The organism is Bacillus sp. SD127 (assembly GCF_058566445.1).
This window is the reverse complement of sequence record NZ_CP191226.1, coordinates 322736-349553: the sequence shown is the minus strand read 5'-3', so window position 1 is coordinate 349553 and position 26818 is coordinate 322736. Positions and strand designations below refer to the sequence as shown.

At 44.5% G+C, this 26818-nt stretch carries 27 protein-coding genes; 8 read left to right on the top strand and 19 right to left on the bottom strand.

The window, feature by feature from the left end; all coding sequences use genetic code 11:
• Positions 1 to 39: 39 nt before the first annotated feature.
• Positions 40 to 675, bottom strand: coding sequence for a permease prefix domain 1-containing protein (locus ACQVGS_RS01840; RefSeq protein ID WP_106019759.1), 636 nt, complete (start codon positions 673 to 675; stop codon positions 40 to 42).
• Positions 668 to 1006: a PadR family transcriptional regulator gene (locus ACQVGS_RS01835; RefSeq protein ID WP_095712745.1), complete on the bottom strand. Its 339-nt coding sequence runs from the start codon at positions 1004 to 1006 to the stop codon at positions 668 to 670. Before ACQVGS_RS01835 ends, ACQVGS_RS01840 begins: the two co-directional genes overlap by 8 nt.
• 144 nt (positions 1007 to 1150) lie before the next feature.
• On the opposite strand from ACQVGS_RS01835, the gene ACQVGS_RS01830 reads away from it, so the two are divergent.
• Entirely contained in the window at positions 1151 to 1966 is an 816-nt protein-coding gene (locus tag ACQVGS_RS01830) for a bifunctional hydroxymethylpyrimidine kinase/phosphomethylpyrimidine kinase (RefSeq protein WP_024123277.1), read from the top strand.
• 214 nt (positions 1967 to 2180) lie between these two features.
• On the opposite strand, the gene ACQVGS_RS01825 is transcribed toward ACQVGS_RS01830, so the two are convergent.
• From ACQVGS_RS01825 to scrA, 3 genes are all read right to left on the bottom strand, one after another.
• Positions 2181 to 2429 (bottom strand): hypothetical protein, encoded by a 249-nt coding sequence (locus ACQVGS_RS01825; protein ID WP_024123279.1) that lies wholly within the window; start codon positions 2427 to 2429, stop codon positions 2181 to 2183.
• A gap of 94 nt (positions 2430 to 2523) precedes the next feature.
• On the bottom strand, positions 2524 to 3963 hold the full coding sequence (gene sacA, locus ACQVGS_RS01820) for a sucrose-6-phosphate hydrolase (RefSeq protein ID WP_491830806.1): 1440 nt from the start codon (positions 3961 to 3963) through the stop codon (positions 2524 to 2526).
• Positions 3960 to 5345: a PTS system sucrose transporter subunit IIBC gene (gene scrA / locus ACQVGS_RS01815; protein ID WP_106019761.1), complete on the bottom strand. Its 1386-nt coding sequence runs from the start codon at positions 5343 to 5345 to the stop codon at positions 3960 to 3962. Before scrA ends, sacA begins: the two co-directional genes overlap by 4 nt.
• 299 nt (positions 5346 to 5644) lie before the next feature.
• Here scrA and ACQVGS_RS01810 point away from each other — a divergent pair, with 299 nt between their 5' ends.
• Entirely contained in the window at positions 5645 to 6412 is a 768-nt protein-coding gene (locus tag ACQVGS_RS01810) for a formate/nitrite transporter family protein (protein ID WP_491830804.1), read from the top strand.
• A gap of 38 nt (positions 6413 to 6450) precedes the next feature.
• On the opposite strand, the gene sacT is transcribed toward ACQVGS_RS01810, so the two are convergent.
• Together sacT and ACQVGS_RS01800 are read right to left on the bottom strand one after the other, a co-directional pair.
• Positions 6451 to 7281, bottom strand: coding sequence for a sac operon transcriptional antiterminator SacT (sacT, locus tag ACQVGS_RS01805; RefSeq protein ID WP_185848483.1), 831 nt, complete (start codon positions 7279 to 7281; stop codon positions 6451 to 6453).
• A 41-nt stretch (positions 7282 to 7322) separates the two neighbouring features.
• Positions 7323 to 7625 carry a hypothetical protein gene (locus tag ACQVGS_RS01800; protein ID WP_010332348.1) on the bottom strand — a complete coding sequence of 101 codons (303 nt, stop codon included), beginning with the start codon at positions 7623 to 7625 and terminating at the stop codon, positions 7323 to 7325.
• Positions 7626 to 8154: 529 nt separating this feature from the next.
• Here ACQVGS_RS01800 and ACQVGS_RS01795 point away from each other — a divergent pair.
• Positions 8155 to 10575 carry a S8 family peptidase gene (locus ACQVGS_RS01795; RefSeq protein ID WP_491830801.1) on the top strand — a complete coding sequence of 807 codons (2421 nt, stop codon included), beginning with the start codon at positions 8155 to 8157 and terminating at the stop codon, positions 10573 to 10575.
• A 57-nt stretch (positions 10576 to 10632) separates the two neighbouring features.
• On the opposite strand, the gene ACQVGS_RS01790 is transcribed toward ACQVGS_RS01795, so the two are convergent.
• From ACQVGS_RS01790 to ACQVGS_RS01780, 3 genes are all read right to left on the bottom strand, one after another.
• Positions 10633 to 11637: an LLM class flavin-dependent oxidoreductase gene (locus ACQVGS_RS01790; protein WP_127696357.1), complete on the bottom strand. Its 1005-nt coding sequence runs from the start codon at positions 11635 to 11637 to the stop codon at positions 10633 to 10635.
• 177 nt (positions 11638 to 11814) lie between these two features.
• Positions 11815 to 12564, bottom strand: a complete 750-nt coding sequence (nfsA, locus tag ACQVGS_RS01785) for an oxygen-insensitive NADPH nitroreductase (protein WP_188323365.1) — start codon at positions 12562 to 12564, stop codon at positions 11815 to 11817.
• A gap of 103 nt (positions 12565 to 12667) precedes the next feature.
• Complete coding sequence (locus ACQVGS_RS01780) at positions 12668 to 13852, bottom strand: FtsW/RodA/SpoVE family cell cycle protein (protein WP_059292274.1); 1185 nt, start codon at positions 13850 to 13852, stop codon at positions 12668 to 12670.
• A 531-nt stretch (positions 13853 to 14383) separates the two neighbouring features.
• On the opposite strand from ACQVGS_RS01780, the gene ywcE reads away from it, so the two are divergent.
• A complete protein-coding gene (gene ywcE, locus ACQVGS_RS01775; RefSeq protein ID WP_081638379.1) occupies positions 14384 to 14650 on the top strand; it encodes a spore morphogenesis/germination protein YwcE in 267 nt (88 codons plus the stop codon).
• 40 nt (positions 14651 to 14690) lie between these two features.
• On the opposite strand, the gene qoxD is transcribed toward ywcE, so the two are convergent.
• From qoxD to qoxA, 4 genes are read right to left on the bottom strand one after another with little or no spacing between them, the layout of a single operon-like run.
• Positions 14691 to 15065 (bottom strand): cytochrome aa3 quinol oxidase subunit IV, encoded by a 375-nt coding sequence (gene qoxD, locus ACQVGS_RS01770; protein WP_095712737.1) that lies wholly within the window; start codon positions 15063 to 15065, stop codon positions 14691 to 14693.
• 1 nt (position 15066) lies between these two features.
• Positions 15067 to 15681: a cytochrome aa3 quinol oxidase subunit III gene (qoxC, locus tag ACQVGS_RS01765; RefSeq protein ID WP_003236031.1), complete on the bottom strand. Its 615-nt coding sequence runs from the start codon at positions 15679 to 15681 to the stop codon at positions 15067 to 15069.
• Between the two features lie 13 nt (positions 15682 to 15694).
• Positions 15695 to 17644 (bottom strand): cytochrome aa3 quinol oxidase subunit I, encoded by a 1950-nt coding sequence (gene qoxB, locus ACQVGS_RS01760; RefSeq protein WP_010332354.1) that lies wholly within the window; start codon positions 17642 to 17644, stop codon positions 15695 to 15697.
• Positions 17645 to 17671: 27 nt separating this feature from the next.
• Positions 17672 to 18637 (bottom strand): cytochrome aa3 quinol oxidase subunit II, encoded by a 966-nt coding sequence (gene qoxA / locus ACQVGS_RS01755; RefSeq protein WP_081638380.1) that lies wholly within the window; start codon positions 18635 to 18637, stop codon positions 17672 to 17674.
• 517 nt (positions 18638 to 19154) lie between these two features.
• On the opposite strand from qoxA, the gene ACQVGS_RS01750 reads away from it, so the two are divergent.
• Positions 19155 to 19400 carry a GlsB/YeaQ/YmgE family stress response membrane protein gene (locus tag ACQVGS_RS01750; RefSeq protein WP_010332356.1) on the top strand — a complete coding sequence of 82 codons (246 nt, stop codon included), beginning with the start codon at positions 19155 to 19157 and terminating at the stop codon, positions 19398 to 19400.
• Positions 19401 to 19462: 62 nt separating this feature from the next.
• Here ACQVGS_RS01750 and galT read toward each other — a convergent pair whose 3' ends face one another.
• From galT to ACQVGS_RS01730, 4 genes are all read right to left on the bottom strand, one after another.
• Complete coding sequence (gene galT / locus ACQVGS_RS01745) at positions 19463 to 21004, bottom strand: UDP-glucose--hexose-1-phosphate uridylyltransferase (RefSeq protein ID WP_400153033.1); 1542 nt, start codon at positions 21002 to 21004, stop codon at positions 19463 to 19465.
• A gap of 3 nt (positions 21005 to 21007) precedes the next feature.
• A complete protein-coding gene (locus ACQVGS_RS01740; RefSeq protein WP_400153031.1) occupies positions 21008 to 22180 on the bottom strand; it encodes a galactokinase in 1173 nt (390 codons plus the stop codon).
• A gap of 82 nt (positions 22181 to 22262) precedes the next feature.
• Positions 22263 to 22646 (bottom strand): GtrA family protein, encoded by a 384-nt coding sequence (locus tag ACQVGS_RS01735; protein ID WP_024123295.1) that lies wholly within the window; start codon positions 22644 to 22646, stop codon positions 22263 to 22265.
• Positions 22647 to 22663: 17 nt separating this feature from the next.
• Complete coding sequence (locus tag ACQVGS_RS01730) at positions 22664 to 23335, bottom strand: TetR/AcrR family transcriptional regulator (protein WP_095712734.1); 672 nt, start codon at positions 23333 to 23335, stop codon at positions 22664 to 22666.
• A gap of 353 nt (positions 23336 to 23688) precedes the next feature.
• Between ACQVGS_RS01730 and slrA the strand changes: the two genes are divergently transcribed.
• The 3 genes from slrA to ACQVGS_RS01715 all read left to right on the top strand — a co-directional run bounded on the left by slrA (position 23689) and on the right by ACQVGS_RS01715 (position 26135).
• Complete coding sequence (gene slrA / locus ACQVGS_RS01725; RefSeq protein WP_024123297.1) at positions 23689 to 23847, top strand: transcriptional regulator SlrA; 159 nt, start codon at positions 23689 to 23691, stop codon at positions 23845 to 23847.
• 435 nt (positions 23848 to 24282) lie between these two features.
• Positions 24283 to 24597, top strand: coding sequence for a DUF485 domain-containing protein (locus ACQVGS_RS01720; protein ID WP_188323366.1), 315 nt, complete (start codon positions 24283 to 24285; stop codon positions 24595 to 24597).
• On the top strand, positions 24594 to 26135 hold the full coding sequence (locus ACQVGS_RS01715) for a solute symporter family protein (protein ID WP_106019767.1): 1542 nt from the start codon (positions 24594 to 24596) through the stop codon (positions 26133 to 26135). Before ACQVGS_RS01720 ends, ACQVGS_RS01715 begins: the two co-directional genes overlap by 4 nt.
• Before the next feature lie 44 nt (positions 26136 to 26179).
• Here ACQVGS_RS01715 and ACQVGS_RS01710 read toward each other — a convergent pair whose 3' ends face one another.
• Positions 26180 to 26782: a DsbA family oxidoreductase gene (locus ACQVGS_RS01710; RefSeq protein WP_151174607.1), complete on the bottom strand. Its 603-nt coding sequence runs from the start codon at positions 26780 to 26782 to the stop codon at positions 26180 to 26182.
• Positions 26783 to 26818 lie beyond the last annotated feature (36 nt).

The following is a 26818-nucleotide window of genomic DNA, read 5'->3' as shown; positions in this document are numbered from 1 at the left end:
CCCTTATTACATAGAATTTCTATGTATATACCTAAAAAATCAGGCAAGCTGGCACCTGCCAAAATGACAGCCTATTCGTCCGCACGCCGGAAATAACAGCGTAGCACAAGCACACGCCCCTATAAACCAAGGTGTCAGCAAAGATTGAAACAGCGCAGCAGGAACGAGATCAAACAGAAAAACAAACATAAAAATAACGTTCGGCACCATGGAAATAAGAATCGTATGTAAAACAAGCCGTTCACCGCGTTGCCCGAACTCCCTGACGCCTTGGTACCCAATCAGCACCCAATAGAGAATATAAGCAGCTAAAATCAGCCACACAGAAACAGAAATGCCTTTCCACACTGCATGAACAAAGGGAGATTCTAACCATGCATGCAATACCGTAATGATAATACCTGCTGCAAATAAAGCACTATTGCAGAAAAGATGGAATAATAAAAACGTACGGGCGGATACAGGCTGTTCTTTCTGAAAGGAAGATACAATCTCATCCGGTGTGCCAAAATCCCGAAGCAAACATTCCATGGCTTCCGCCTCACTCTTTCCCTCTTGAATGAAGTGAAACAAGTGGTGTTCAATATGGTTTTCGATCTCTTCGATCATCGCTTCACAATCAGAAACCCCTTTAAGCCCGTTTTTCACTTTATATAAATAAGTCTCTTTATCCATTCTGTCCGCCCCGCTTCAGCATTCGGTCCATCATGGCTGAAAACATGCTCCATTCCTTTGTGCGCTCTGCCAGGATCTCTCTGCCGTCTTCTGTAATCCGATAATACTTACGATCCGGGCCTTTCTCCTGCTTCTCCCAATAGGAAGAAATATATCCTTGCCGTTCAAGTTTATGAAGGGAAGGATACAATGTTCCCTCTTTCATTTGCAGTTCATGATCGCTGCGGCTTCCCATCTCTTTTACAAGCTCATAGCCATACATCGGCCTCTCACTCAGGAGCGTTAATACCAATATCACAGTGCTGCCTTTAATCAGTTCACGATTTAACATGACAAAACCCCTACCTAGTTTTCTTATGTAGCATTTTACGAAATCACCCTGATACTGTCAATTGATTCCTATAAACCTTTCATATTGTGATAAGCAGAAAATCTAACTATAATGAGATATAAAACATTGATGGAGGTTCAACACATGTCTATGCATAAAGCACTCACGATTGCCGGCTCCGATTCCAGCGGCGGCGCGGGAATTCAAGCTGATTTAAAAACATTTCAAGAAAAAAACGTATACGGGATGACGGCCTTAACGGTGATCGTCGCGATGGACCCAAACAACAGCTGGGACCATCAAGTCTTTCCGATCGATCCTGACACGATTCGCGCCCAGCTCGCAACGATTGTAGACGGCATCGGTGTGGACGCCATGAAAACAGGAATGCTGCCAACCGTTGAAATTATTGAGCTTGCGGCGAAAACGATCAAGGAAAAACAACTGCAAAACGTCGTGATTGATCCGGTTATGGTTTGCAAAGGGGCAAATGAGGTCCTTTATCCAGAGCACGCGCAAGCCCTGCGTGAACAATTGGCACCGCTCGCTACCGTGATTACGCCAAATCTGTTCGAAGCCAGCCAGCTCAGCGGCATGGGCGAATTAAAAACGATTGAAGACATGAAAGAAGCGGCGAAAAAAATCCACGCCCTCGGTGCTCAATATGTTGTGATTACAGGCGGAGGCAAGCTGAAGCACGAAAAAGCTGTAGACGTTCTGTATGACGGAGAAACAGCGGAAGTCCTTGAAAGCGAAATGATTGATACGCCTTATACACATGGCGCCGGCTGTACGTTCTCCGCAGCGGTGACAGCAGAACTCGCAAAAGGTGCGGAAGTCAAAGAAGCGATTTACGCGGCGAAAGAATTTATTACAGCTGCGATTAAAGAATCCTTCCCGCTGAATCAGTATGTCGGACCTACGAAGCATTCTGCTTTGCGCCTGAATAAGCAATCATAAGCGTAACAGGCTGCCTTATAAAGAGGCAGCCTGTTTTTATGTTCAATCTTACATATTGGGACGCTCTGTCGCATTCCATTTCACATCTTCGTAACCGTCCGCCTCAAAAATGTCTATATCACAAGAGTCTTTGTGCGTTTCATCTGCCTCTTCCATACTTGAAAGTAGTCCTCTTTTGCAACAGAAAAAACTGCCGATCACATCGGCAGCCTGTTTATTTGGTTTTTAAATTGTTCGCAGATGATCTCAAAAATGTTTCTATCGACTGAACAAAAAGTGCATATTCCTTCATTTGTTCATATGCCCGTGAAAGGGTTTCTGCCGCTTCACTATGCGGCGATGTTCCCCGAAGCATTTTTTTCAGCTGAAGAAGCACATCCTTATATTCTTCCCGCTTATCCTCAACATGATCCGCAGCCTTTTCTAAACATTCCGGTGTTATCTTCTGTTCATGTATATTCAAGAAAACAACTCCTTTTACAGAAAAAAAATAGTAGGTTATCGTTGAAGAATAGCACAGATGGCACAGATTTCACATAAGAAAATAGGAGGATTTTCTACATAAGTGTCCAAATTCCGACTTTCATTTCAGATTTTCCATTTGATCTCGCTGTCACTTCATCATTTCCCGGGAAAGGAAAATATCTCGCACTGAATACCTCTTCCCCATGATTGATAAAGACTTCCACAGATGACGCGTCGATAAACATGTGCACTGTGTGCAGATTGCTGATTCGGCAATGTCTCGCTTCTGTTCTTGTACCGTCAAAGCTTGTGCGCGTTAGCGTGATAAGCCCTTCTTCCTTCTGGAAAGAGAATGTGGCAGTGGCTCGGATATCGATTTCAAAACCAGACTCCGTATTAATGTCTTCAATCAAAATCTCAGCTCTTTCAGGATTTTCGACTGGCAGCGTACCAGACGATCCATACATGTTGATTTGAACTTCCTGCCCATTTTTCCGCATCGCTTTCAGCTCGGGAAGCGGCTGCTGAATCAGCTTCTCCCCTGATAGCGTCAGCTGTCTCGGCAGCGTCATGCAGTGAATCCAGTGATAATCTTTCGTCGGATGATCCTTCTCATCCTGATCAGGTACAGCCATCCACGCAAACAGTATCCGGCGTCCCTGATCGTCTTCAAGTGTTTGCGGCGCGTAAAAATCAAAGCCTTGATCAAGCTCCGTAAACGCAGCATGCATCAGCCCCATTTTTTCATAATCGAGCCGGCCTACAAAATATCCAGATTGATACACATTTTGATAATGATAGCCATCAGCTTCAAGTCCTTGGGGCGAGACAATCAGCACTTCGGAGCCTTGAAGAGAAAACAGGTCAGGGCACTCCCACATATACCCGAAACCGTTCAGTCCGTTGAGGCCGGCACCTGTTATCGGGCCGAGAAACGCCCATTCTATCAGGTTATCGGAAGTAAACAAAACAGCTTGGCCTTTCATGTTCTCCGTTTGTGCACCGATTACCATATACCATTTTCCTTCATGCTCCCACACCTTCGGATCGCGAAAATGAGCTGTATAGCCTTCCGGAAGGCGGGCGACAACACCTTTTTTCTCAAAGGTCAGGCCATCATCCGATACAGCAAGGCACTGATACGTTTCCCGATTCCCATCCTGATCCCTGACATTTCCTGTGTAAAACAGATAGAGCCGGTCATCCTTGACAACAGCGCTGCCCGAGTAGCAGCCGTTTTTATCAAACCAATCACTCGGAGCCAGCGCAATCTCTTCCCGCTTCCAATTCACAAGATCGCGTGTCGTATAATGCCCCCAAAACTTTGCGCCATGCCCCGTCTGAAACGGCTGCCACTGAAAAAACAAATGATAGACTCCTTTCCAATACACCACGCCATTTGGATCATTCAGCAAACCAACCGGAGGCATGATGTGAAAGTGCTGGCGGTGCGGATCGCTGTCAGCAATATGTTCTTTTTTCTCAATTTCTTCATAAGCCCGGCGACGCAGCTTCTGATCATGTGCTGTCATTTTTTTCTCTCCTCATCTTCGTTAATTTTCATGACAAACGCCGCAATGAATGCTGATACTGCTGCAATAACCATTCCTATCATATAGTTTACTAGATTTCCAAAGCCAAACGGTGCTGCAATGGCAATCATCGGAATGCCTGTTAACCCGTAAGCGTTTGCAGCAACATGTGTAAATACGACATACGCGCCGCCCAACGCGCCCCCGATCATGGCGGCGATAAACGGCTTCCGGTATCGAAGGTTCACTCCGAAAATGACAGGCTCTGTAATGCCTAGAAAAGCGGAAAATGCCGCCGGAAGAGCGATTTCCTTCGTTTTTGCCTTTTTCGCTAAAAAGAAGACGGCAAGGCCTGCCCCGCCTTGGGCGACATTCGCCATAGACCAAATCGGCAATAAATAGTTCCTGCCAAGATCTGAAATAAGCCCCGCCTCAATCGCATGGAAGCTGTGATGAACACCTGTCAGGACGATCAGTGAATAGGTGCCGCCGAAAAGAAGGCCTGCGACAAAACCGGCATGATCATACACATATGTTAAAGCAACAGTAATACCGGAGCCAAGCGCTCTTCCTAGAGGACCGATGGCAATAAATGCGACAAACCCGGTGACAATGACAGTAACAAAAGGCGTAACAAGCAAATCGACCGCATGCGGAACCACTTTTCTTGTCCATTTCTCTACCTTGCTCATGACGTAAACTGCCAGCAGAACAGGGATGACAGTTCCCTGATATCCGAGAAGCGCGATATCAAACCCGAAAAGATGCATATAATCAGGTGATGCTTCCGCCAGACCCCATGGATTCAAAAGAGTGGGGTGTATCATGATTCCCCCGATGACCGCTCCTAAATACGGATTGCTTCCAAACTCTTTTGAAGCGCTGACCCCGATCAAAATCGGCAGGAAGATAAATGCCGCGCTTGAAAACATATCGAGGAGCTGCAGCAGCGCAGAGTCCTTACTCATCCAATGAAAGGCATTGATCATTCCCAATAACCCCATTAACAGGCCGCTGGCTACGATGGCTGGAATGATCGGAACAAAAATATTCGAAAGCGTTTTCGCAAATCTCGCCGCAGGGTTCAGTTTCTCTTTAGCAGCATCCTGGTGATTCACATGTTCTTCACGCTCTACATCGGCTTCCTTAGAAAAAGCGTCATACACTTTATTGACAAGGCCTGTTCCAAAAATAATCTGGTATTGGCCTGAACTGCTGAAAGCGCCTTTGACGCCTTCAAGCTCTTCCACTTGCGATTGGTCAATCTTTGATTCATCCCTGATCACCAAACGCAGTCTTGTCGCACAATGAGCCGCGCTGATAATGTTTTCTTGTCCCCCGAGAAGCTCAATGAGGCGTTTTGCAGTCTCTTTGTAATCCATCTTCTTCTCCCCCTTTTATAAACAAAAAAGACCTAAAATTCGCCAACGAATAAAGGACACAGCGATCCTTTTTCATTTACGCAAATTTTAGGTCTTGCCTGCTTTACCAGTCACAATCCCGCTTATTCAAATAAAGAATACGCTTTCATCATAATTGATGACAGCGTTTTCGTCAACTGTTTTTTTAGATAAAAAGTGATGTAAAACATTTAGACAAAAAGTCGTAAATATTAATTGTGAAATACTTCACAATATCGTGCTATACTATGCTCATCTATCAAAGAAAGCAGGAAAAGACAATGGAAACTCAAGCATTGCAAAAGGTTGAACAGTATGCTTTAAGAAAACAAAACATATTCGTTTCAAGCAAAATCCGTTATTTGCTCAGATCCATTTTGGCCAGCATGTTTATCGGTTTTGGCATTACAGCCGCAAGCAAAACAGGCAGCTATTTCTCTATTGCTGACTCACCGTTTGCCTTTCCGGCTGCCGCTGTGACATTTGGAGCTGCTATTGTATTAATTGCCTACGGAGGCGGGGATTTATTCACCGGCAACACCTTTTATTTTACTTATACCGCACTCCGGAAAAAAATCAGCTGGCGAGACACCCTGTACCTGTGGTTTTTCAGCTATACCGGCAATTTGATCGGAGCCGTTTTGTTTGCGATACTTATCAGCGCAACCGGGCTCTTCGAGGGGGCATCCCATTCCTTTTTGATTCATCTGGCAGAGCACAAGATAGAGCCGCCTGCCTCAGAGCTGTTTTTCCGAGGAATGCTGTGCAATTGGCTTGTATGTCTCGCTTTTTTCATTCCGATGTCTCTCAAAGGAGAAGGGGCAAAGCTGTTTGCCATGATGCTTTTCGTTTTCTGCTTTTTTATTTCCGGTTTTGAACACAGCATTGCCAATATGTGCACATTTGCGATCTCACTTTTGATCGATCACCCTGATACAGTCACACTGGCGGGAGCAGCCAGAAACTTAATTCCTGTTACACTCGGCAATCTGGCCGCAGGAATTGTGATGATGGGCTGGATGTATCACATGCTGAATGCCGATCAATAAAAAAACTTCCAGAGATCACTCCCTGCAAGTCAAAGCGGTTATTCCGAGAGATCTTGAAGACGCTGGACATGCAGCGTGATATAGCCGGCCTCGGACTCCGGCAAATGTAATTGATATTCATTTTTCAGAAACTCCGCCAGCTCCAGCGCACATTGATAGGCAAATGAATACTTTTTTTGGATGAAATAAAGCATCTCTTCGTCCATGGCATGAAACGCTTCATTTGATTCCAACCGGCTGACCGCGTATCGCAAATGCGTGACAAGGCGTTGATAGGAAATGCTGTTTTCATCCACCTTTCGATTAAAGTAGTTTTCTATTTTCTCTATCATTTCTTTTATCATCGTCGTATGCTTCAGCGCTGAATACATACTCTCTGCATCCATCTTTGCCGTATGGATGTGAAGGGCAATATAACCCGCTTCATCTTCAGGCAGAGACACGCCCAATGTCTCTTTTACATGTCCGATCGCCCACAGGCCGATCTCGTATTCTTTTTTATAGAGCGCCTTTATCTCATGCAATAATTTATTTTGCACAAGCAGCCCATTTTGAATCCTTTCGATCGCAAAGGACAAATGGTCAGAAAGCGCGATATGAACATGGTCGCTCAGCGGCGCCGCGAGCTCCCCTTCCGCATAGCTGATGATTTCCTCAGCTATGTCAATATGCTCCTCAGGCAGTGTTTGCAGGATTTGTTTAAATTTTTCATTCTCGTCGTGCACGACAAAAATCTTTTCTACTTTATTCATAGGGATGAGATCATTTTTCTTTTTTTGAAAAGCGATGCCCGGACCCATAACGATTTTTTCCTGATCATCCTCTTTGATTAAAGCCGCATTGTTGTTTAATACCTTATAGATTTTCAAGAGGCTCTCTCTCCCGCCAATTAGCTTTTATGACTGGGATTTTACCTCCTTTTGACCGCCATGTAAAGATGCGGGCCGGCCCTCTCCTGCTTTGGCGATTCCTTGAAGGCTTGCAGACATCTTCTTTTATAGAGAGCGGCGGCTTTCGCTTTCTGTTTTTCTTCGTCATTCACAGCCATCCGCCATTCATAAAACGAAACCAGTCCTGCGGCTTGCACCGCCGCTTTTCTTTGATATGTACGCTGAGCCGAATAAATAGCGGCAGCCGCATGTTTTCGGTCCGGCGCCACCCAGTTCATCAAAAAGACCATCCACACCCGTAAAGATACAAGCAAACGTTTCATAGAAAAACATCCCTCCGCTTCTTTTTGGCAGGCAGCCTTTTTAGCAGCCCGTTTTTTCAGCCGCAGCTCACAGGAAAAGACGGCCGATTTCTTTTCTCGCAAACTAGCAGCTCTAGCAAAACTCATGACTCTATGATAGACCGTGGAAAGAGAATTCTTTGTCACAATATGAGTGAAAAAACAAACTAGTTTTAAGAAGTTTTGTTGAAAGCTGAAAGAAATGAAATGAAAATTGGAGAACCGCTTTAAAAAGTTTATACACAAGTTATCCCAAAGATAAGAACAACTTAATCACAAGAGATATCCACATGTCCACAAACCCCATCTATATTTTGTATAAGAACATATATTCCCAACTATATATATACACAGCTTTATTCACTTATACACAGGGTTCTGTGTATAACTCCTTCCTTATACACAATCAAAATCCAATAAATGGTCCAAATGACACAAGGATTTTTTTGAATTTTCAAGAAATATATACTAGATATTTAACACTTTTTCTAAACACAAAGGGGGAAACACATTGAAAAACGGGATTATTCGTTTTCTGCTTCTAGGTTTGGTTTTATTCTTTACGTTATCCACAGGCATTACAGGTGTACAGGCAGCACCGGTTTCTTCAAAAGGATCGGCGGATCTGGAAAAGGCCGAGGTATTCGGTGATATTGACATGACAACAAGAAAACAAACAACGGTGATTGTGGAATTAAAAGAAAAATCCTTAGCAGAGGCGAAAGAAGCGGGAGTAAACCAAACGAAAAGCAAGCTCAAAAACGCCCGCTCAAAAGCAAAAAATAAAGCCGTGAAAGCGGTGAAAAACGGAAAAGTAAAACGAGAATATGAGCAGGTATTCTCCGGATTTTCTATGAAGCTTCCAGCTAATGAAATTCCAAAACTTCTAGCAGTAGATGACGTTAAAGCTGTGTACCCGAACGTCACTTACAAAACAGACAATATCAAGGAGAAAGACATCACCATCTCCGAGGACGCTGTCTCTCCGCAAATGGATGACAGCGCGCCATATATCGGAGCAAATGATGCATGGGATTTAGGCTACACAGGGAAAGGCGTCAAAGTGGCTGTTATTGATACAGGGGTTGAGTACAATCACCCTGATCTGAAGAAAAACTTCGGACAATATAAAGGATACGATTTTGTAGACAATGATTACGATCCGAAAGAAACACCGACAGGCGATCCAAGAGGCGGAGCCACTGACCATGGAACACACGTGGCCGGAACTGTCGCTGCAAACGGTACGATTAAAGGCGTAGCGCCTGATGCAACACTTCTCGCTTACCGCGTTCTCGGACCGGGAGGAAGCGGCACAACAGAAAACGTCATCGCCGGTGTAGAACGTGCAGTTCAGGACGGAGCAGATGTGATGAACCTGTCTCTCGGAAACTCGTTAAACAACCCGGATTGGGCGACGAGCACAGCGCTTGACTGGGCCATGTCAGAAGGCGTTGTCGCCGTTACATCAAATGGCAACAGCGGACCAAACGGCTGGACAGTGGGATCGCCAGGCACATCCAGAGAAGCGATTTCTGTCGGCGCAACGCAGCTCCCGCTCAATGAATACGCCGTCTCATTCGGCTCTTACTCTTCAGCAAAAGTCATGGGCTATGACAAAGAAGAGGACGTAAAGGCGCTTCACAATAAAGAGGTTGAGCTTGTCGACGCTGGCCTCGGCGAAGAAAAGGACTTTGAAGGAAAAGATCTGAAAGGCAAAGTGGCACTCGTCAAACGGGGCAGCATTGCTTTTGTGGATAAAGCAGATAACGCAAAAAAAGCAGGCGCCATCGGCATGGTTGTGTATAACAACCTGTCCGGAGAAGTTGAAGCCAATGTGCCAGGCATGTCAGTACCAACGATTAAGCTTTCATTAGAAGACGGCGAAAAACTCATCAGCGCCATGAAAGCAGGCGAGACAAAAGCAACATTCAAGTTGACGGTCTCAAAAGCGCTCGGTGAACAGGTTGCCGATTTCTCATCCCGCGGCCCTGTTATGGACACGTGGATGATTAAGCCGGATATTTCCGCGCCAGGCGTCAATATCGTCAGCACCATTCCGACACATGATTCTGACAATCCATATGGCTACGGGTCAAAACAAGGAACAAGCATGGCATCACCTCATATTGCCGGAGCGGTTGCCGTTATCAAACAAGCTAAACCGAAATGGAGCGTTGAACAGATCAAGGCTGCCATCATGAATACCGCCGTCACATTAAAGGATGGCGACGGAGAAGTATATCCGCATAACGCTCAAGGCGCAGGCAGCGCAAGAATTATGAACGCGATCAAAGCCGACTCGTTCGTCACACCGGGAAGCTACTCGTACGGCACATTTTTGAAGGAAAAAGGAACCGAAACGAAAAAAGAAACCTTTACAATTGAAAACCAATCTTCCATTAGAAAATCATACACGCTAGAATACTCATTTAACGGAAGCGGCATTTCCACATCCGGCACAAGCCGTGTTGTGATTCCGGCTCATAAAACCGGAAAAGCCACTGCAAAAGTAAAGGTCGACACAAAGAAAACAAAAGCAGGCACCTATGAAGGAACAGTCATCGTTAGAGAAGGCGGAAAAACCGTCGCCAAGGTTCCTACATTGCTGATCGTAAAAGAGCCGGATTATCCGAGGGTAACGTCTGTCTCAGTTAATGAGGGCTCTGAACAAGGCACCTATGAAATTGAAACCTACCTTCCTGCGGGAGCGGAAGAGCTAGCATTTCTCGTCTATGACAGCAACCTTGACTTTGCAGGCCAAGCAGGTATTTATAAACATCAAGATAAAGGCTATCAGTACTTCGACTGGGACGGCACGATCAATGGGGGCACAAAGCTCCCAGCCGGTGAATATTATATGCTCGCCTATGCAGCCAACAAAGGAAAATCAAGCCAAGTTCTGACCGAAGAGCCGTTTACTGTTGAATAAAAAGCAGCCCTGCCGAGAAACATCGGCGGGGCTTTTTTCATACAGGCTTTAGCGGCTTCATGCCTCAGCAAACGCCTCCTGTAAAAGGCGATAAGAATGAAGTTTATCCTCAAATCGGTTCGTAATGGTCACCGCCATGATTTCCTCTGTACCATAAGCCTTACTCAAGGACATCAGCTGTTCCTTGACCTGTTTTTTCGTACCGACAATCATTCGGTTTCTGTTATCAGCAATTCGTCTTTGTTCATAAGGAGAGTACGTATTTTGCCGGACAGCTTCATAATCAGGAACGCCTTCTAAAGGTATGCCCTGCTCACCCGCCAAGAGAGTAAAATCAAGCACTGCCCCCAGCTGCTCCGCTTTCTCTTCTGTATCCGCACATAGAACAAAAACAGCAACTGCCGCCCGAGGTGTTTCTCCTAACACAGACGGCTTAAATCGTCTCATATATTGTCTGACCGTATCCTCCCCGCCCTCGCCATTGATAAAATGGGCAAACATATAGCCGGCACCCGATTCAGCGGCGAGCAGCGCGCTTTCTCCAGATGAACCGAGCAGCCACACATCAGGCGCAGTTGAAATATGCGGCGCAGCCGTTAAATTAGGAAACCGGTGACTGTCATCCGCCAAATCATGCAAATACATCGTCAGCTCCTTGATTTGCTGCGGGTACTGATCGGCATTGCGTTTCCCGCCGTCATTCAGCGCCCAAGATGCAATCGGCATTCCTCCCGGCGCTCTGCCTAGGCCGAGATCAATTCTTCCCGGAGTCAAACCTTCCAGCACACGAAAATTCTCCGCTACTTTATAGGCACTGTAGTGCGGCAGCATGACACCTCCTGATCCCACCCTGATCCGGTTCGTTTTCGCCGCAATGTGGCTGATCAGCACCTCTGGACTGGACCCTGCCAGACGCTTTGAAAAGTGATGCTCTGAAACCCAAAATCTCTTATACCCAAGATCCTCAGCCGCCTGGGCAAGCTCAACAGTTTCCCGTAATGCCGTTTCTGCAGAGCTTCCCTCGGACACCGGAGATTGATCTAATATACTTAATGATAACATCCCTACCACCTCGTCCTCATCGTATCACTGATCCATTATTTTTTCTTCTAAGCCGCTCACACTGTTCATCAGTGTCCCCCGATCAATCGTCATTTATTTGGTCATCTTGTCTCTATTTGTCGGAATATGTTACACGTGAAACATAAAAACCTCTCCGCCAGCGGAGAGGTTTCACATTTAGTTCTTATTAAAGCCTTTTTCTTTCACATATTCATTTAAGTACGTACGCGGTTTCTGCTTCATAAAGTTCAGAATTTGATCAGACCACGTTTCCACTCGCTGACCGTTTGTTCTTTCTCTATAATAATCAGAAATGGTTTTGTCATATGCACTCATATGTTTACGAAAATCCTCTTCATTCACGTTATAGGTATTTTCATGATATACAGCCTGCTTCGGCAATCTCGGTTTTTTACCGGATAGGTTGGCAGGATGTCCTACAGCCAGGCCAAAAAGCGGGAGCACATGGTCAGGCGTTTGCAGCACCTCTGTCACCTTGTCCAGTTCATTCCGAATGCCTCCGATATAACATATGCCAAGCCCCATTGATTCTGCGGCGATGCTCATATTTTGAGCCGCAAGCGCAGCATCAATTAAACTGACCATAAACATTTCCGTATTTTCCAGCAGCTCAGAAATATGTTCGCCTTTTTCTTCAGCCAGTTTTTGATGTCGGTACAAGTCCGCACAAAAAACAAAAAAGTGCCCGTTATTTTCTACATAAGGCTGATTCCCCGCAAGCACAGACAGTTCACGCTTTTTCTCCGGATCGGAAACACCGATAATCGAATAAGCCTGCACATAGCTGGACGTAGGCGCAGCCTGCGCGCTTTTCACTAATGTATCAATTTCCTCAGCTGTCAGAAGCTGATCAGTAAAAGATCGGATCGACCGATGGTTTAAAATGGTTTCAATTGTGTTGTTCATCACAAGGACCTCCTTATCTGTTTATCATATCCCAAAAAAAGTGAAGTCAAAAGTGAAATGCTCTGAAACAAAAAAAGACAGCCCTTTAGAGGCTGTCTGCATTTTATGAATTAAACAAATAACTTCTGTATCTCGTCAACTGAACACTCGCATTATACACAATACCGAAACCGATTAACGTGGCAAGCGTCGAGCTACCCCCATAGCTGACAAACAGCAGCGGAATCCCGGTAACAGGCATAATACCGATATTCATCCCGATATTCTGGAATGTGTGGATAACAATTAACGCCGTATAACCTACGCAAAAGAAAGAAGCAAAACGGTTGAATGGATGGATCTTGTCAATCAAAACAACAAGTCTATAGATTAAGAAGAAGAACATGATAACAACAATGGCACAGCCTAAAAATCCGAAGCTTTCTCCTAAAATAGCAAAAATAAAGTCAGTTTGTCCCTCTGGTACGTAAACCTTCAAGTTATGAACACCATTTCCGATAATACCGCCTGAGCCGATAGCCATGACGGCCTGATCAACCTGCCAGCCGCTATTTGCATCTTCCTGAGTTGTTCCATTTGAATCAGAAACCCAAGATGTAACCCTGTTAATTTGATACTCTTGAATCCCCACTGACTTAGCGACATCTGGAAAATTAATCATGACTAACAACGCAAGAGAAATAAGTAAGATACCTGAACCGCCAATGATCGCGATTAGCTTCCAGTTTACTCCTGACATAAAGACCATGACAATCACAATGAACATACAGATCCCAGCTGTACCAGCATCCTGCAGAAGGATAAGTCCGATTGGCACTACTGCAACGCCTGCTATCTTCAACAAAAGATAGACATCATCTCTAAGTGAACGAACTTTTTTAGGATTCGCCTTAGATATAACCGAGGCCACCATCATCATGAGCCCTATCTTCATAAATTCAGAAGGCTGCAACGTAACAGGTCCAAATTGGAACCAGCTCTTTGCACCATTTTTCACAGGGGCGATAGACTCAGGACTAATCCTTAATATCAACAGCAATAAGATTCCAAATATAAACACATATAAACTAAGTTTTTCTAGCTGCTCTAAATCGAAATAAAGTAGTGCTGTTATTGCAACAATGCCCAATACATAATAGACGATTTGTTTCTTCCAAGCACCGTCTCCATACTGCCCAAACTGACCGGCAGCATAAATTGATACTACGCTTATGATAAAAAACACACCTAATATAAAAATCAAATCCCCCTGATAAAAGGGGCTTTGCTGTTTCTTATATCGACTCATTCTATCCCGCCTTACATTTTCATCGGAAAATCACTAATGTTTATTATACATGAACCACGTTCAAGATGACACGTGAAGCTCGTTTCCTTTTTTGTTTTTTGCACGCATTAGCGGCGCTTTTTCAGCTACACGAAATATGACGTATCATAAACCGAAATGTTTCGATTGACACAAAACTTTTCATATGAAAAAAACCCTATTTCTCAAGGGTTATGAATGCAGCCTCTTATTAAATAAGTTGATTTGCTCAAAGATTTATTGAATGTTCCTATCGTACATCAAGTTCCCAGAAAACCAATGCCTAAGTAAACAAACTGTTCCATTCACGGTTTCCATACATTCTCCTAGCGGATTGGCGATAAAAAATAAGGCAATAGTGCCAGACCATTTCTGCAAATACCTGTATCAATTTCTGGAAAACATGGTATAATAATTGTAACAAAATGTTCACAAAACAACCACAAAACAGACACAATTCATTTCCTCTACTTCATTTTTGTAAACGCTGTCACAAAATGAAAGGAGACGGGTATGATGGACATGTTTTTTGCTTATTTATTGGTTGCCAGCGCTACTCCCCTCTTTATTTGGCTCGATAACAAAAAAGTCGCACTCTCTGCTATTCCGCCAATTATTTTAATGTGGGTATTCTTCTTCTTTTACGCAACAGAAAGCCTTTCTCCACTCGGACACACTCTCATGATTATCCTGTTTGCCGTCAACGTCATTGTCGCTCATATCGCAGCTTTTATCATTTATGGCCTTCCTTATCTTCGCAGAAAGCGAAGCAGCAGCTGAAACAGCAAAAAAACCCTCTTCTGACGAAGAGGGTTTTTGCTTATTTGTTGTGGCCTGAGTGCTCTGAGTGTTCAGCGCCTCCAGGAGGATTTCCGTCCATATGGTCACCGTGATGATAGTGGGCCGCGAAAATCCAGATGGATCCAAGCACGATAACGATCGCACCGAAGAATCCGAACAGCGTGTTTCCGACTTGGATACCGCCATTTTCGCTCTCTGTCATGTGCATGAACATGAGAAGCTGGAGCGCCGCCTGAATGAAGGCGAAGCCGAAAATGATCCAAAGTTTTGCTGATGAGCTCAGGTCAGTATACACTGCAACCCATAGAGCCAGCAGGGTCAAAACAATAGACAGTGCAAAACCTACAATGTGCTTCCATGGAAAGTGACTGTGTTCAGCAGATTTGTTTGCCATTTTACAGACCCCCCAATCCCATGAGATAGACACCTGTAAAGATGAAAATCCATACAACATCTAAGAAGTGCCAGTACAAGCTTGAGATAAAGATTTTAGATGAAGTTTGCGGAGTTAAGCCGCGTTTCTTCAACTGAATCAGAATTCCTGTAATCCAGAAAATACCGATTGTTACGTGAGTTCCGTGAGTTCCAAGTAAAACAAAGAATCCAGACCAGAACGCACTTGTACCGAGAGATGCTCCTTCATGTACATAGTGGACAAACTCGTTGATCTCACAACCGACGAAGCCGGCGCCGAGAAGAAGAGTAATAATTGTCCAAATGACTACGCCTTTTAAACTTCCGCGGCGCATTTCATGAACAGCGATCCCGCAGGTAAAGCTGCTGATAAGCAGCAAGAACGTCATAATCATTACCAGATTCACTTCAAACAGTTCGTCCGGTAAGACACCTCCTGCTGTTCTGTTTTGAAGAACGAAGAAGGTTGCAAATAGTGTTGAGAACAACACAATTTCTGCCCCTAAAAAGATCCAAAACCCGAGAATATTAAGTCTGCCGGTTTCAGATTGATATTCCATAGGCGCGTTAGAATTGCCGTGTTCTGCATGTTCCATAACTCACGCCTCCTTATTCGGAAATCTTTCTTTCCGTCTCTTTTATTTCATCAACACTAACGTAGTAGCCATTGTCGTATTCGAATGAACGCAGAACCATGCAGAGCAGGACTCCGATCAATCCGACTACGCCCATCCAGTACCATTCAAAGACAAGTCCAAAGCCGGCGATACCGAAGGCAACAGACATAAAGAACGGTCTGCCTGAGTTGCTTGGCATATGGATTTTCTTGAATTTGCTTTCAGGGTATAATTCAGTTTTTTCTTCTTTCATATGCAGGAATGCATCTTGAGATTTGACTTCAGGAAGCACCGCAAAGTTGTAGTGCGGCGGAATCGCAGATGAAGTCGCCCAATCAAGCGTACGTCCCACACCCCATGAATCTCCGCTGATTTCACGAGTAGAGTAACGGAAGCTGTAGTAGATGTTATAGCAAAGGATTAAGAATCCTACACCCATCATGAAAGCTCCGACTGTTGAGATAAAGTTCAATGTTGTCCAGCCGTCATTCGGTCCGTATGTGTAAATACGGCGAGGCATGCCTTGAAGCCCCAAGAAATATTGCGGGAAGAAACAAATATTGAACCCGATCATAAAGATCCAGAAGAACCATTTTCCGATTTTTTCGTTCAGTTTGTGGCCGAACATTTTTGGATACCAGAAAATAAATCCTGCGAAACAAGCAAATACAGTACCCGCGATCAGCACGTAGTGGAAGTGAGATACCAGGAAGTACGTATTATGGTATTGATAATCCGCTGCTGCCATCGCAAGCATAACCCCTGTAACCCCGCCGATAACGAAGTTAGGAATGAACGCAAGCGCCCACAGCATAGGCGTTGTAAAGCTGATTCGGCCTTTATACATTGTAAAGAGCCAGTTAAAGATTTTAACCCCGGTCGGAATCGAGATTGCCATTGTCGTAATTGAGAAGAATGAGTTAACGGACGCACTGTTCCCCATTGTGAAGAAGTGGTGAGTCCAAACTAAGAAACTCAATACGGAGATGGCGATAATAGAACCAACCATCGCTTTGTAACCAAACAATTGTTTTCTTGCAAAGCTTGAGATAATTTCTGAGAAAATACCGAACGCCGGAAGAATAACGATATATACTTCAGGATGTCCCCAAATCCAGAACAGGTTGGCCCAAAGCATCGGCATACCGCCTGCTTCCAGTGTGAAAAAGTGAGCGCCGAACAAACGATCAAATGATAAGAGTGCTAAAGCTACTGTAAGCACAGGGAAAGCAAACACGATAATAACCATTGTGATCAGTGTTGTCCATGTGAACATTGGCATACGCATCAGTGTCATGCCTTTTGTTCTCATTTTTAAGATTGTGACCATAAAGTTGATCCCTGTCATCAGGGTACCGATACCGGCAATCTGAAGTCCGAGGAGGTAGTAGTTCTCACCCGGCCCAGGGCTCATGTCGTTACTTGCAAGCGGCATATAACTTGTCCAGCCTGCGTTCGGAGAACCTCCGATAACGAAAGAAATATTGAAAAGCATAGCCCCTACGAAGAACGTCCAGAAGCTCAGGTTGTTCAAGTAAGGAAATGCAACGTCGCGAGCACCGATTTGAAGAGGTACAACAACGTTAATAAGACCGATTAAAAACGGCATCGCCATGAAGATAATCATGATCGTACCGTGAGTCGTAAAAATTTCATTATAGTGGTTTGAGTCTAAAAAACTGTTATTCGGAAGCGCTAGCTGGGCACGCATCATCAAACCGTCGACACCGCCGCGGAATAACATAATTACAGCAGAGATAATATACATGATTCCGAGTTTTTTGTGGTCAACAGTTGTTATCCATTCAGACCAGAGCCATTTCCATTTCTTGAAGTAGGTAAGTACAACAATGATGGCGATGGTAGATAGTGCAATGGAAACTTGTGCGCCCAGAATTAATGGGTCACCTGTTACAAAAAATTCATCCCATTTAAATTTCATGCGGGCTTCCTCCTTTCCTGATCAATATCATTCTTCTGTATCATCAGACTTCTTAAATTCATTTTCCTTTACGTTTTCAAACGGATCTGTTTTAGAGTGCGGTGAAACGGCTTGATAGCCAAGGCGTTTGCGGGCCTCCATCGCGTATTCTGCGTCTTGTCCGTGATCAACGTATTTTAAGTGAGTAGAAGAGAACGTTAATTCGTCCACATTTTCAGGAAGCATCAATTGATCATACTTCTCTTTTGTCAGCTTAGGAGCCTCATTTTGAGTCTTTTTCACCCAGCTGTTAAAGTCTTTTTCTGTTACAGCATTCACATCAAACTCTTGGTCGGCAAAATGTTCACCTGTGAAGTTCGCGTTGCGGCCTTCATAAGTTCCCACTTCATCAGCCTGTAAGTATTGATCCATCAGCATTCCTGCCATCGCGTATTTTTGTCCTCCAAGCTGAGGAATCCATAGCGATGCCATTGAATCTGCAGATGAGATTTTAAACAAGATCGGGCGGTCGACAGGAATGTTTAAGTAGTTGACCGTTTCAATATCCTGTTCAGGGTAGCTGAATACCCATTTCCAGTCTACCGAAGTAGCGTAAACAACAAGAGGCTCTTTATCCTTTGTTGCTTCAGGAGCTTTTTCTAACGAATATATCGTCTGTACGGTTGGCACAGAAAGTGCGATGACGATTAAAATTGGGATCACTGTCCAGACTACTTCTAAGAACGTGTTACCGTGAATTTCTGGGTTATAAGATCCATTATCTTTGCCTTTACGGTCGCGGTATTTTACTAAAATAATGGTAAATAGAACAAAGACGACCCCGACAATAAACAGCATAAATCCGATAGATAACAGGATTAAATCACTTTGCTGATCAGCCACAGGCCCTTTCGGATCTAGTACTGAGGCATTGCTGCATCCCCCAAGGACGAAAACCACAGTTAACAGCGCTAATACAAGTAACGGTTTTATTGCTCTGAACAAGAAGATCACCATCCTTCCTATTGATGTAATAAATCTGAAGTGCATACTTCCTCAAAATCTTTTCTCTACTTTGTTATGCTATCAAAAACTTCACTTATTAGCTTTATTTTTTTATAAACTTCAGCCCATTTTCGCTTAAATGTCATAAAATCGACAAAAATTGCTCCAACTTTATTCATATCTATCGCTTAAGATGAAAAGTTTCTAGTTATTTCCGCATATAAGTAAAGAAAGATGATGAAGAACTAATTCTACTGACAAATAAAGGTTTACCACAATAAAAAACCAAGGTCAATCAAAAATTTCATTTTGTTAAACATTCTACAAGGGAATTAATTTTTCCTTGCCTAGCACCTTTTCACACGATTACCATTTTAACGCAACCAATATTGAAAGAAAAGGCTCAATAGAGCGGCGATATGCTCTGAACTGATCCCGCTTTTTTATTAGCACATTCAATTGTTTATCTTATACAAAAAGGAGGAATGATATAAGCAAATAAATTTAAAATAGGATGTGTTGCATGATGAGTTTCATAATTTCACTTATCGTCGCTATTATTATCGGATGGGTTGGCAGCCTGTTTGTAAAAGGAGATATGCCCGGAGGAATTATCGGGTCGATGATCGCAGGTCTTATCGGTGCCTGGATCGGCCACGGGCTGCTTGGAACATGGGGACCGCACCTTGCCGGATTTGCCATTATCCCGGCGATTATCGGTTCAGCCATTGTTGTATTTCTAGTAAGCCTCTTAGCAAGAAAAAGAGGGTAAGAGCGACAGAGCCCAAAGCGTCACGTTTTGGGCTCTTTTTTCAATAGTAAAAAGCCTCTCCCTTAACGGTTGAGGCTTTTTACTTGTTTGACGCCTAAACAATGGATAAACCTGTTGAAGGCCTGTTTTCCTTCAGGTGTCTGTTTAAATACGCCGGCATGTTCAAGAATGCGTGCGAATACATGGCCAAGCTCTTCTTTTATAACCTGTTCCGCATTCCCTTTTGTTATGGTTCTTCTTTCCATCAGACGAAGAGCCCAATCCTTATGTTTAGCCGTCAGCTCATTTTCTTCTAATGCTGTTTTCGGATCAGCAGAGCACAGGGACGCTGCCGTTGCTTTCATTTCTTCCTGTAAACGGCCCGGCAAAATCGCTAAGCCCATAACCTCAATCAGGCCGATATTTTCTTTTTTAATATGATGAACCTCCTGATGAGGATGGAAGATTCCTAATGGATGCTCCTCATCCGTCCGATTGTTTCTCAGCACGATGTCGAGTTCATATGAGCCTCCCCTGCGTCTTGCAATCGGTGTGACCGTATTATGTGGCGTATCACCTGTGAAGGCGGCTATGCCGGCTTTTTCATCTGAATATTGCTGCCATGCACGGAATATATGGTCCGCTGCGTCAGCGACAATATGCGGATCGTCTCCCTGAAGCCTGAGCACAGACATCGGCCATTTCACTAAGCCCAGTGACACGCCGGGATAACTGTTTAATTCATATCTGTCCGTCATTTCGGCACGCGCCATCGGAAAATCGTGCGCCCCGCCTTGAAAATGGTCGTGGCTTAGAATGCTGCCTCCGACAATCGGCAGGTCTGCGTTTGATCCAATAAAATAATGCGGATATTGCCCGAGGAATGAAAGCAGTCTTTCAAACGTCTTTTTGCTGATCTCCATCGGTTCATGTTCACCCTTTAAAACGATGCAATGCTCCGGATAATACACGTATGGCGAGAACTGCAAATACCATTGCTCGTCTCTGAGAATAACAGGAATAATTCTGTGATTCTGCCGGGCCGGATGGTTCACACTTCCCTCAAAGCCGACATTTTCCTTACAAAGCACACACGGCGGATAATCCGTCTGCATCTGTTCTTTGGCAGCCGCAATCGCCTTCGGGTCCTTTTCAGGCTTTGACAGGTTAATTGTCATTTCCAGCTCGCCATATTCGGTCGGCACCGTCCAATGAACGTTTTTGGCGATTCTGTCAGACCTGATATAATAGACATCCTCTGCATACTGATAAAACTCTTTTGTCGCCTGTTTCGGTCCGTATAACGCCTTTGTCTCTTCAAACTTGCGGATGACCTCAGACGGAGGCGGGACAAAACAGCCCATCAGCTTTGCACTGAGCAAATCTCGATAGGTGTCTGTATTTGCTTCTATACGGCCGGTTTCTGCCGCCCACTTGTAAATGGGAGAAAGCAAGTCAGGAAGACGCTTGCTCTGCTTAATGAGTGTGCTTGAGACCGGCTGGGGATGTTTGATGTCCAGCGCTTCATAAAGTCGGTTTCTCGTGTATTCCTGATCCCAAATCGATATCAGTTTTCGTTCCAGCCCATACTCGATCAGCTGTTCCAGATGTTCAAAAATGCTCATGTGTCACTCCCCCTTTAGTTCTCTCGCTCCTTCACCAATATCAGCGACATAAAAATCCGCTTTGAGTGCTGTTTTTTCTTGATATTTGTCTCCAACCTTTTGGATAAAGTCATCAACAAAATCATCCTTTACAATACTGATCGTGCAGCCGCCGAAACCCGCTCCCGTCATTCTTGAGCCGATCACTCCTTCTTGCTCCCACGCTGCAAATACGAGCTCATCGAGTTCCGGGCATGTCACCTCGTAATCATCCTTCAATGAAAGGTGGGATTCCTTCATTAACCGCCCGATTTCCTGAATATTGTTTTCTTTAAACATGTCGGCGGTCTTGATGGCGCGGTGGTTTTCATATACGGCGTGCTTTGCGCGGCGTCTGTTCGTTTCATTTTGGATCAGGCCAGAGTGGGCGTCGAAGTCAGAAGGCTTGATGTCGCCAAGTGATGTAATGTCGAGCTCCTTTTGCAGATCCAGCAACGCGTCACTGCACTCTTGGCGTCTCGCATTATAGCTTGAGTCCGCCAATGTCCTTTTTTTGTTCGTGTTCGCAATAACCAGCGCAAGCCCGGAGACATCGAGTTTGCTATATTCATAGTCCAGCGTATCGCAGTTCAGAAGCATCGCATGATGTTCTTTCCCCATTCCGATTGCGAATTGATCCATAATTCCGCAATTGACACCGATAAATGTGTTTTCCGCATGCTGCGCCATTTTGACAAGCTCCAGCGCATCGAGTTGAGGATGAAAATAGCTTTGGAGCACGACCGCCATCAGCAGCTCAATGGAAGCGGAAGATGAAAGCCCTGCCCCGTTTGGAATATTCCCTGAAAACACGATGTCAAAGCCATGCGGAATCGAATAACCCCTTTGCTGAAATTCATATATGACGCCTTTCGGATAATTGGCCCAGTCATCTTCTTTTTGATAACGGATGCCGTCAAGATTGCATTCCTTTATGCCGGCTTCCTGAAAGTTGTCCGAATACAATCTGACCAGCCCGTCTTTTCTTTCTGCAACAGCAGCATATGTACCCATGGTCAGCGCGCACGGAAACACGTGCCCGCCGTTATAATCCGTATGTTCTCCAATCAGATTCACTCTTCCCGGTGCGAAAAAAAACCGTAATCCCTCTTTCTCTCCGAATACACTTGCAAATATCCCCTTCAATTCTTCCCGCATGTGCATCACCTTTCATGGTTTTTATTTTTTGTTTCCCGGTCTTTCTGTAACGAAAACGGAAGATCATATGCTGCCGCCCTTGTCATACCCCTTCTTCTTTTGTCTTTTTAAAGACGAGCCATTTGCTTGCGACATAGTTGACGACAACAATCACCGCATTGTCGAGTATTTTGGCCAGCGTTTCATTTGTATGGAACTGTCCGACAAGGATGATCATCATGCCAAGGTCTATGCCGAGAGACAGCACCCGAACGCTGAAAAAGGCAGTGAGCTCTTTCAGCAGGCTTTGCAGGTCATCTGTCTTCTGCTGAAACACATATACTTTATTTGTGATGTAAGCAAACAGAACAGACAAAATCCAAGCGGCTACTGTAGCAGCTTTATAATCCACATTCATGATCTCTACCAATATATAAAAGCTGGCGATATTCACGATTGTCGTGAAAACCCCCATAATGATATACATAATCATTTCTCTATACTTCACTGATGTTCCTCGCTTTCTGAAAAACTTTTCAAATTTCTTAGCTTTGCGTATTCGCGGTTAAAAGTAACAAAAACGGAAAGCGCGTCAAAAAAGCTGCGGAATGTGGCCGGATGGCCCAATACACGCGATTGTTTGATGATTCCGTCAAGCACCGCACATATTATTTTAGCCGTATATACAGGATCAATACTGTCGTCAACCAGCTTTCTCTCCTTCAGCCAATGAATATATGAAGTATTTTCTTCCACCCACAATTCGTATAGCCCCACATAAGCCTTGCATTTTTGGACAGCTTTAAAGGTCGGCATATTCATTGCAAACGAGGTGATGTCCCATGATGGTTTATTTTTGTAGTAAGAAAACAGCAGCTCTGCGGCATGTTTTGCAGCCTCATGCAGCGTCAGCGGTTTCGCAGATGTCCGCTCGATTTCATCCAGGTAGCCGATGATAATCTGTTTTTTCATTTGATGATTTTCGAAGATATGCTGCAGGAAGTCTTCCATGTTGTCAAAATGAACATAAAATGCGCCTTTACTGTACCCGGCAGCTCTGCTGATTTCTTCCACAGACACAGGGTCATACGCTCGGTCAATCAATAGATTCAAGCCAGCCTCTATAAATTTTTCAAATGTTTGCTCTCTTTTAATTTGAAATTTGTTTTTTTTCATATTTTTCTCCAGCCGGTATGATTACCCTTATCTTACACCGGATCAATCTTTTGCGGTATTTATTTCTTTCCAGAGGTATGCTATTCGGTTGTTAAGGGGTCATATTTAATAGGCAATAGGATTTATTTTCATTTACATACTATCCAGTCAGTATTTAATTGTTTATTATTATAAATAAGGTCCATTGGTTATATTAGTCATTTTTTTAGGGAATAGGTAGGTGATTTTTCCTTCAGTTTGTGAACACCGAGCAACTATGTGTGAAATTTGTTGTACTCGCCTCATCATCGCACCGGCTTGCCTTTTATTGCCAGGATGTTGCAGGAAAACATTTTATACAATTGGAGGTTACTATGAAAACTCAAGTTAAAAAAGATTTGGACAAAGATTGGCATTTGTTGATTCAAGAAGCTAGATCCATTGGGTTAGGCATTCATGATGTGAGGCAGTTTTTAGAATCTGAAACAGCGATGAGGAAAACCAATCACAAAAAAACCGTCCGCCAAGACTAATCCGGACAGGCGGATCTTTTACCTCTGGCTTTTCTATCATCTGATCTGAGTTTTCACCATTTCCTCTATTCGATAGCTTATATACTGCGCCGATTTTGAGGACAAACGGTGTTTCAGCCTAAAATATGACAGACAGCTGGTGATGCGGTCACCTCTTGGCACATGCATTGTCATAAAGAGGTGATGCGAACATGAAACCGGACTTTAGAAAAAGAGCAGCTTTGCAAGGCTGCATTTGGTGAGGTTTTGAAAGCAAACTTGTTAATATACAGCAGCTGGAAAACCTTCGCCCGTTTTATACCCCCGCGTTCTTATCTTCACGTTTCCTGCTTTTTTCGTCCACTTTATGATCCTGAAGAATAAATCAGACTTTCTGTACATACCTATTGGTGTACCTTTATGCTTCTTTTTCAGCAGAATAAAAGGAGGAAAGCCATGTACAGATCGCAAGCTGATTGCCAAAAGATTGCTGGATCTCCATCTTTTCAAGCCTTTTTGAAGCAGAAACGGGCCTTTATTGTTCCAACTGCGATTTTCTTTTTTGTCTTTTATTTTTCACTCCCTGTTTTAACGTCTTATTTCACCTTTTTGAATACTCCGGCAGTTGGTGCTGTTTCATGGGCTTGGCTGTTTGCTATCGCTCAATTCGCTATGACGTGGACACTCTGTACGGTGTATTCCCGAAAGGCAGCTCGTTACGACCAATTTGTAAACGCTTTAAAAGAAGAGCTGAAGGGTGAACAGACATGAACCTGACAGCGTTTCTGTTATTTGTAGCGATTGTCGGTCTAACGCTTGTGATTACGTATTTTGCAGCGAAACAAACGAAAACGACGAGTGAGTTTTATACGGCCGGCGGCGGGCTCACCGGTGTTCAGAATGGACTGGCAATTGCCGGCGACTACATGTCTGCCGCGTCGTTCCTCGGCATTGCCGGAATGATTGCGTTATATGGGTTCGACGGATTTTTTTACAGCATCGGTTTTCTTGTCGCTTATCTCGTTGTCCTCTATATCGTGGCGGAGCCGCTTCGGAATCTCGGAAAGTATACGATGGCGGACATGATTGCGGCGCGTTTTAAAGAAAAGAAGATCCGCGGTGTCGCCGCTCTCAATACCATCGCCATCTCTACCTTTTATATGATCGCTCAGCTCGTGGGGGCAGGGGCGCTGATTAAACTGCTGCTTGGGCTCGATTATACCGCGGCCGTTCTGATTGTCGGAGTGCTCATGACCATTTATGTCGTGTTCGGCGGAATGATCGCGACGAGCTGGGTTCAGATTATCAAAGCCGTTTTGCTGATGGCCGGCACCCTCGTCATCTCCATCATCGTTTTTTCTAAATTTGGTTTTAACCTTAATACAATGTTTGAGCAAATGAAAACCGCTACCCCGCTTGGCGCTGATTTTTTAAATCCAGGTAACAAATACAAGGTCCCGATTGAAACCCTGTCGCTGAATTTGGCACTTGTGCTGGGGACCGCCGGCCTTCCGCACATCTTAATTCGCTTTTATACAGTTAAGGATGCCAAAACTGCCCGGGCATCAGTCGTTTCAGCAACGTGGATCATCGGTGTGTTTTACATTATGACGGTATTTCTCGGATTTGGCGCAGCCGCGTTTGTCGGTTTTGACTCGATTACAGCGGCCGATCCAGCAGGAAACATGGCGGCGCCGCTTCTGGCAAAAGCACTCGGAGGAGATTTCCTGTTCGCGTTTGTATCAGCCATCGCCTTTGCCACGATTTTGGCAGTGGTGACAGGCTTGGTGCTGTCTGCCGCTTCAGCGTTTGCCCATGATATCTACAGCCAGATTATCAGAAAAGGAGAAGCAACTGAGAAAGAACAGATGAAAGCGGCCAGATGGGCATCTGTCGCCGTGTCAGTGCTGTCTATCATTCTTGCGATTTTTGCTCAATCCTTAAATGTCGCCTTTCTTGTCGCATTGGCATTTGCCGTTGCCGCCAGCGCAAACCTTCCGCTGATTGTGTTTACTGTGTTTTGGAAAAGATTCAATGCCTCAGGCGCATTATGGGGCAGCCTGACTGGGCTGATTAGTGCTCTTGTCCTCGTGTCGATGAGCCCGAGTGTATGGGACCCGGCCGGAGGTGCTATTTTTGTAGGCGAGCCGCTCATCCCGTTGTCTAATCCGGGCATCATTTCGATTCCGCTCGGTTTCCTCGGTGCGTGGCTTGGAACGCTTCTGTCTTCTGATAAAACGGCTAATGAAGATACATTTGCGGAAATTCAGGTGAAGGCGCATACGGGAATTCATATGGATCAAGATTAAAAAAGACTCTCTAAACAGATTTTTGTTTAGAGAGCTTTCTTAGGTTACGTTTTCTGTTGTTCCTGAGAAATCGCGTTTTCAAATACTTCCTTGCCGGCTGCTCCTGGAATCACGGTGTCGCCGATGACAAAGGTTGGTACGGCTGTAATGTCAGCTTCTTCATAGGCGTGCTTCAGAGCTTGCCGCTGCACGTCGTGATATGTTCTTCCTTCCAGCGCAGCTTTGAATAATGCTCCGTCTAAGCCAACTTCCTCCGCCAGCTTCGTCAAGATATCAATCTCCCCGATGTTTTGGCCCTCTTGGAAAAATGCTGCAAATACACGGGTATTGTACTCATGTCCTTTGTTGTATTTTTTGGCAAAGTGAAAGCCTTCAAAAGCCAAGTCTGTATATGGGTGAGGCGAGACGTTTGGAAATTTGATATCGACTCCCAATTTCTCCGCCATCGGTCTGATCGAGGTTTGCCACATATACTTCTTGGAAGGGTCGTTTACAGGATCAAGCTGCGGTGAAGGACTTGGACGCAATTCAAACGGCATCCACTCGACTTCAACATCCTTTCCTTTTATCGCCTCTTCAAAAGCGGCTTTTCCAATGAAACAAAATGGGCACACGTAATCTGAATAAACTTTTATCTGTACTGTCATGATTGTCTCCTTTCGTATAGGTTGATTTTAAACTGT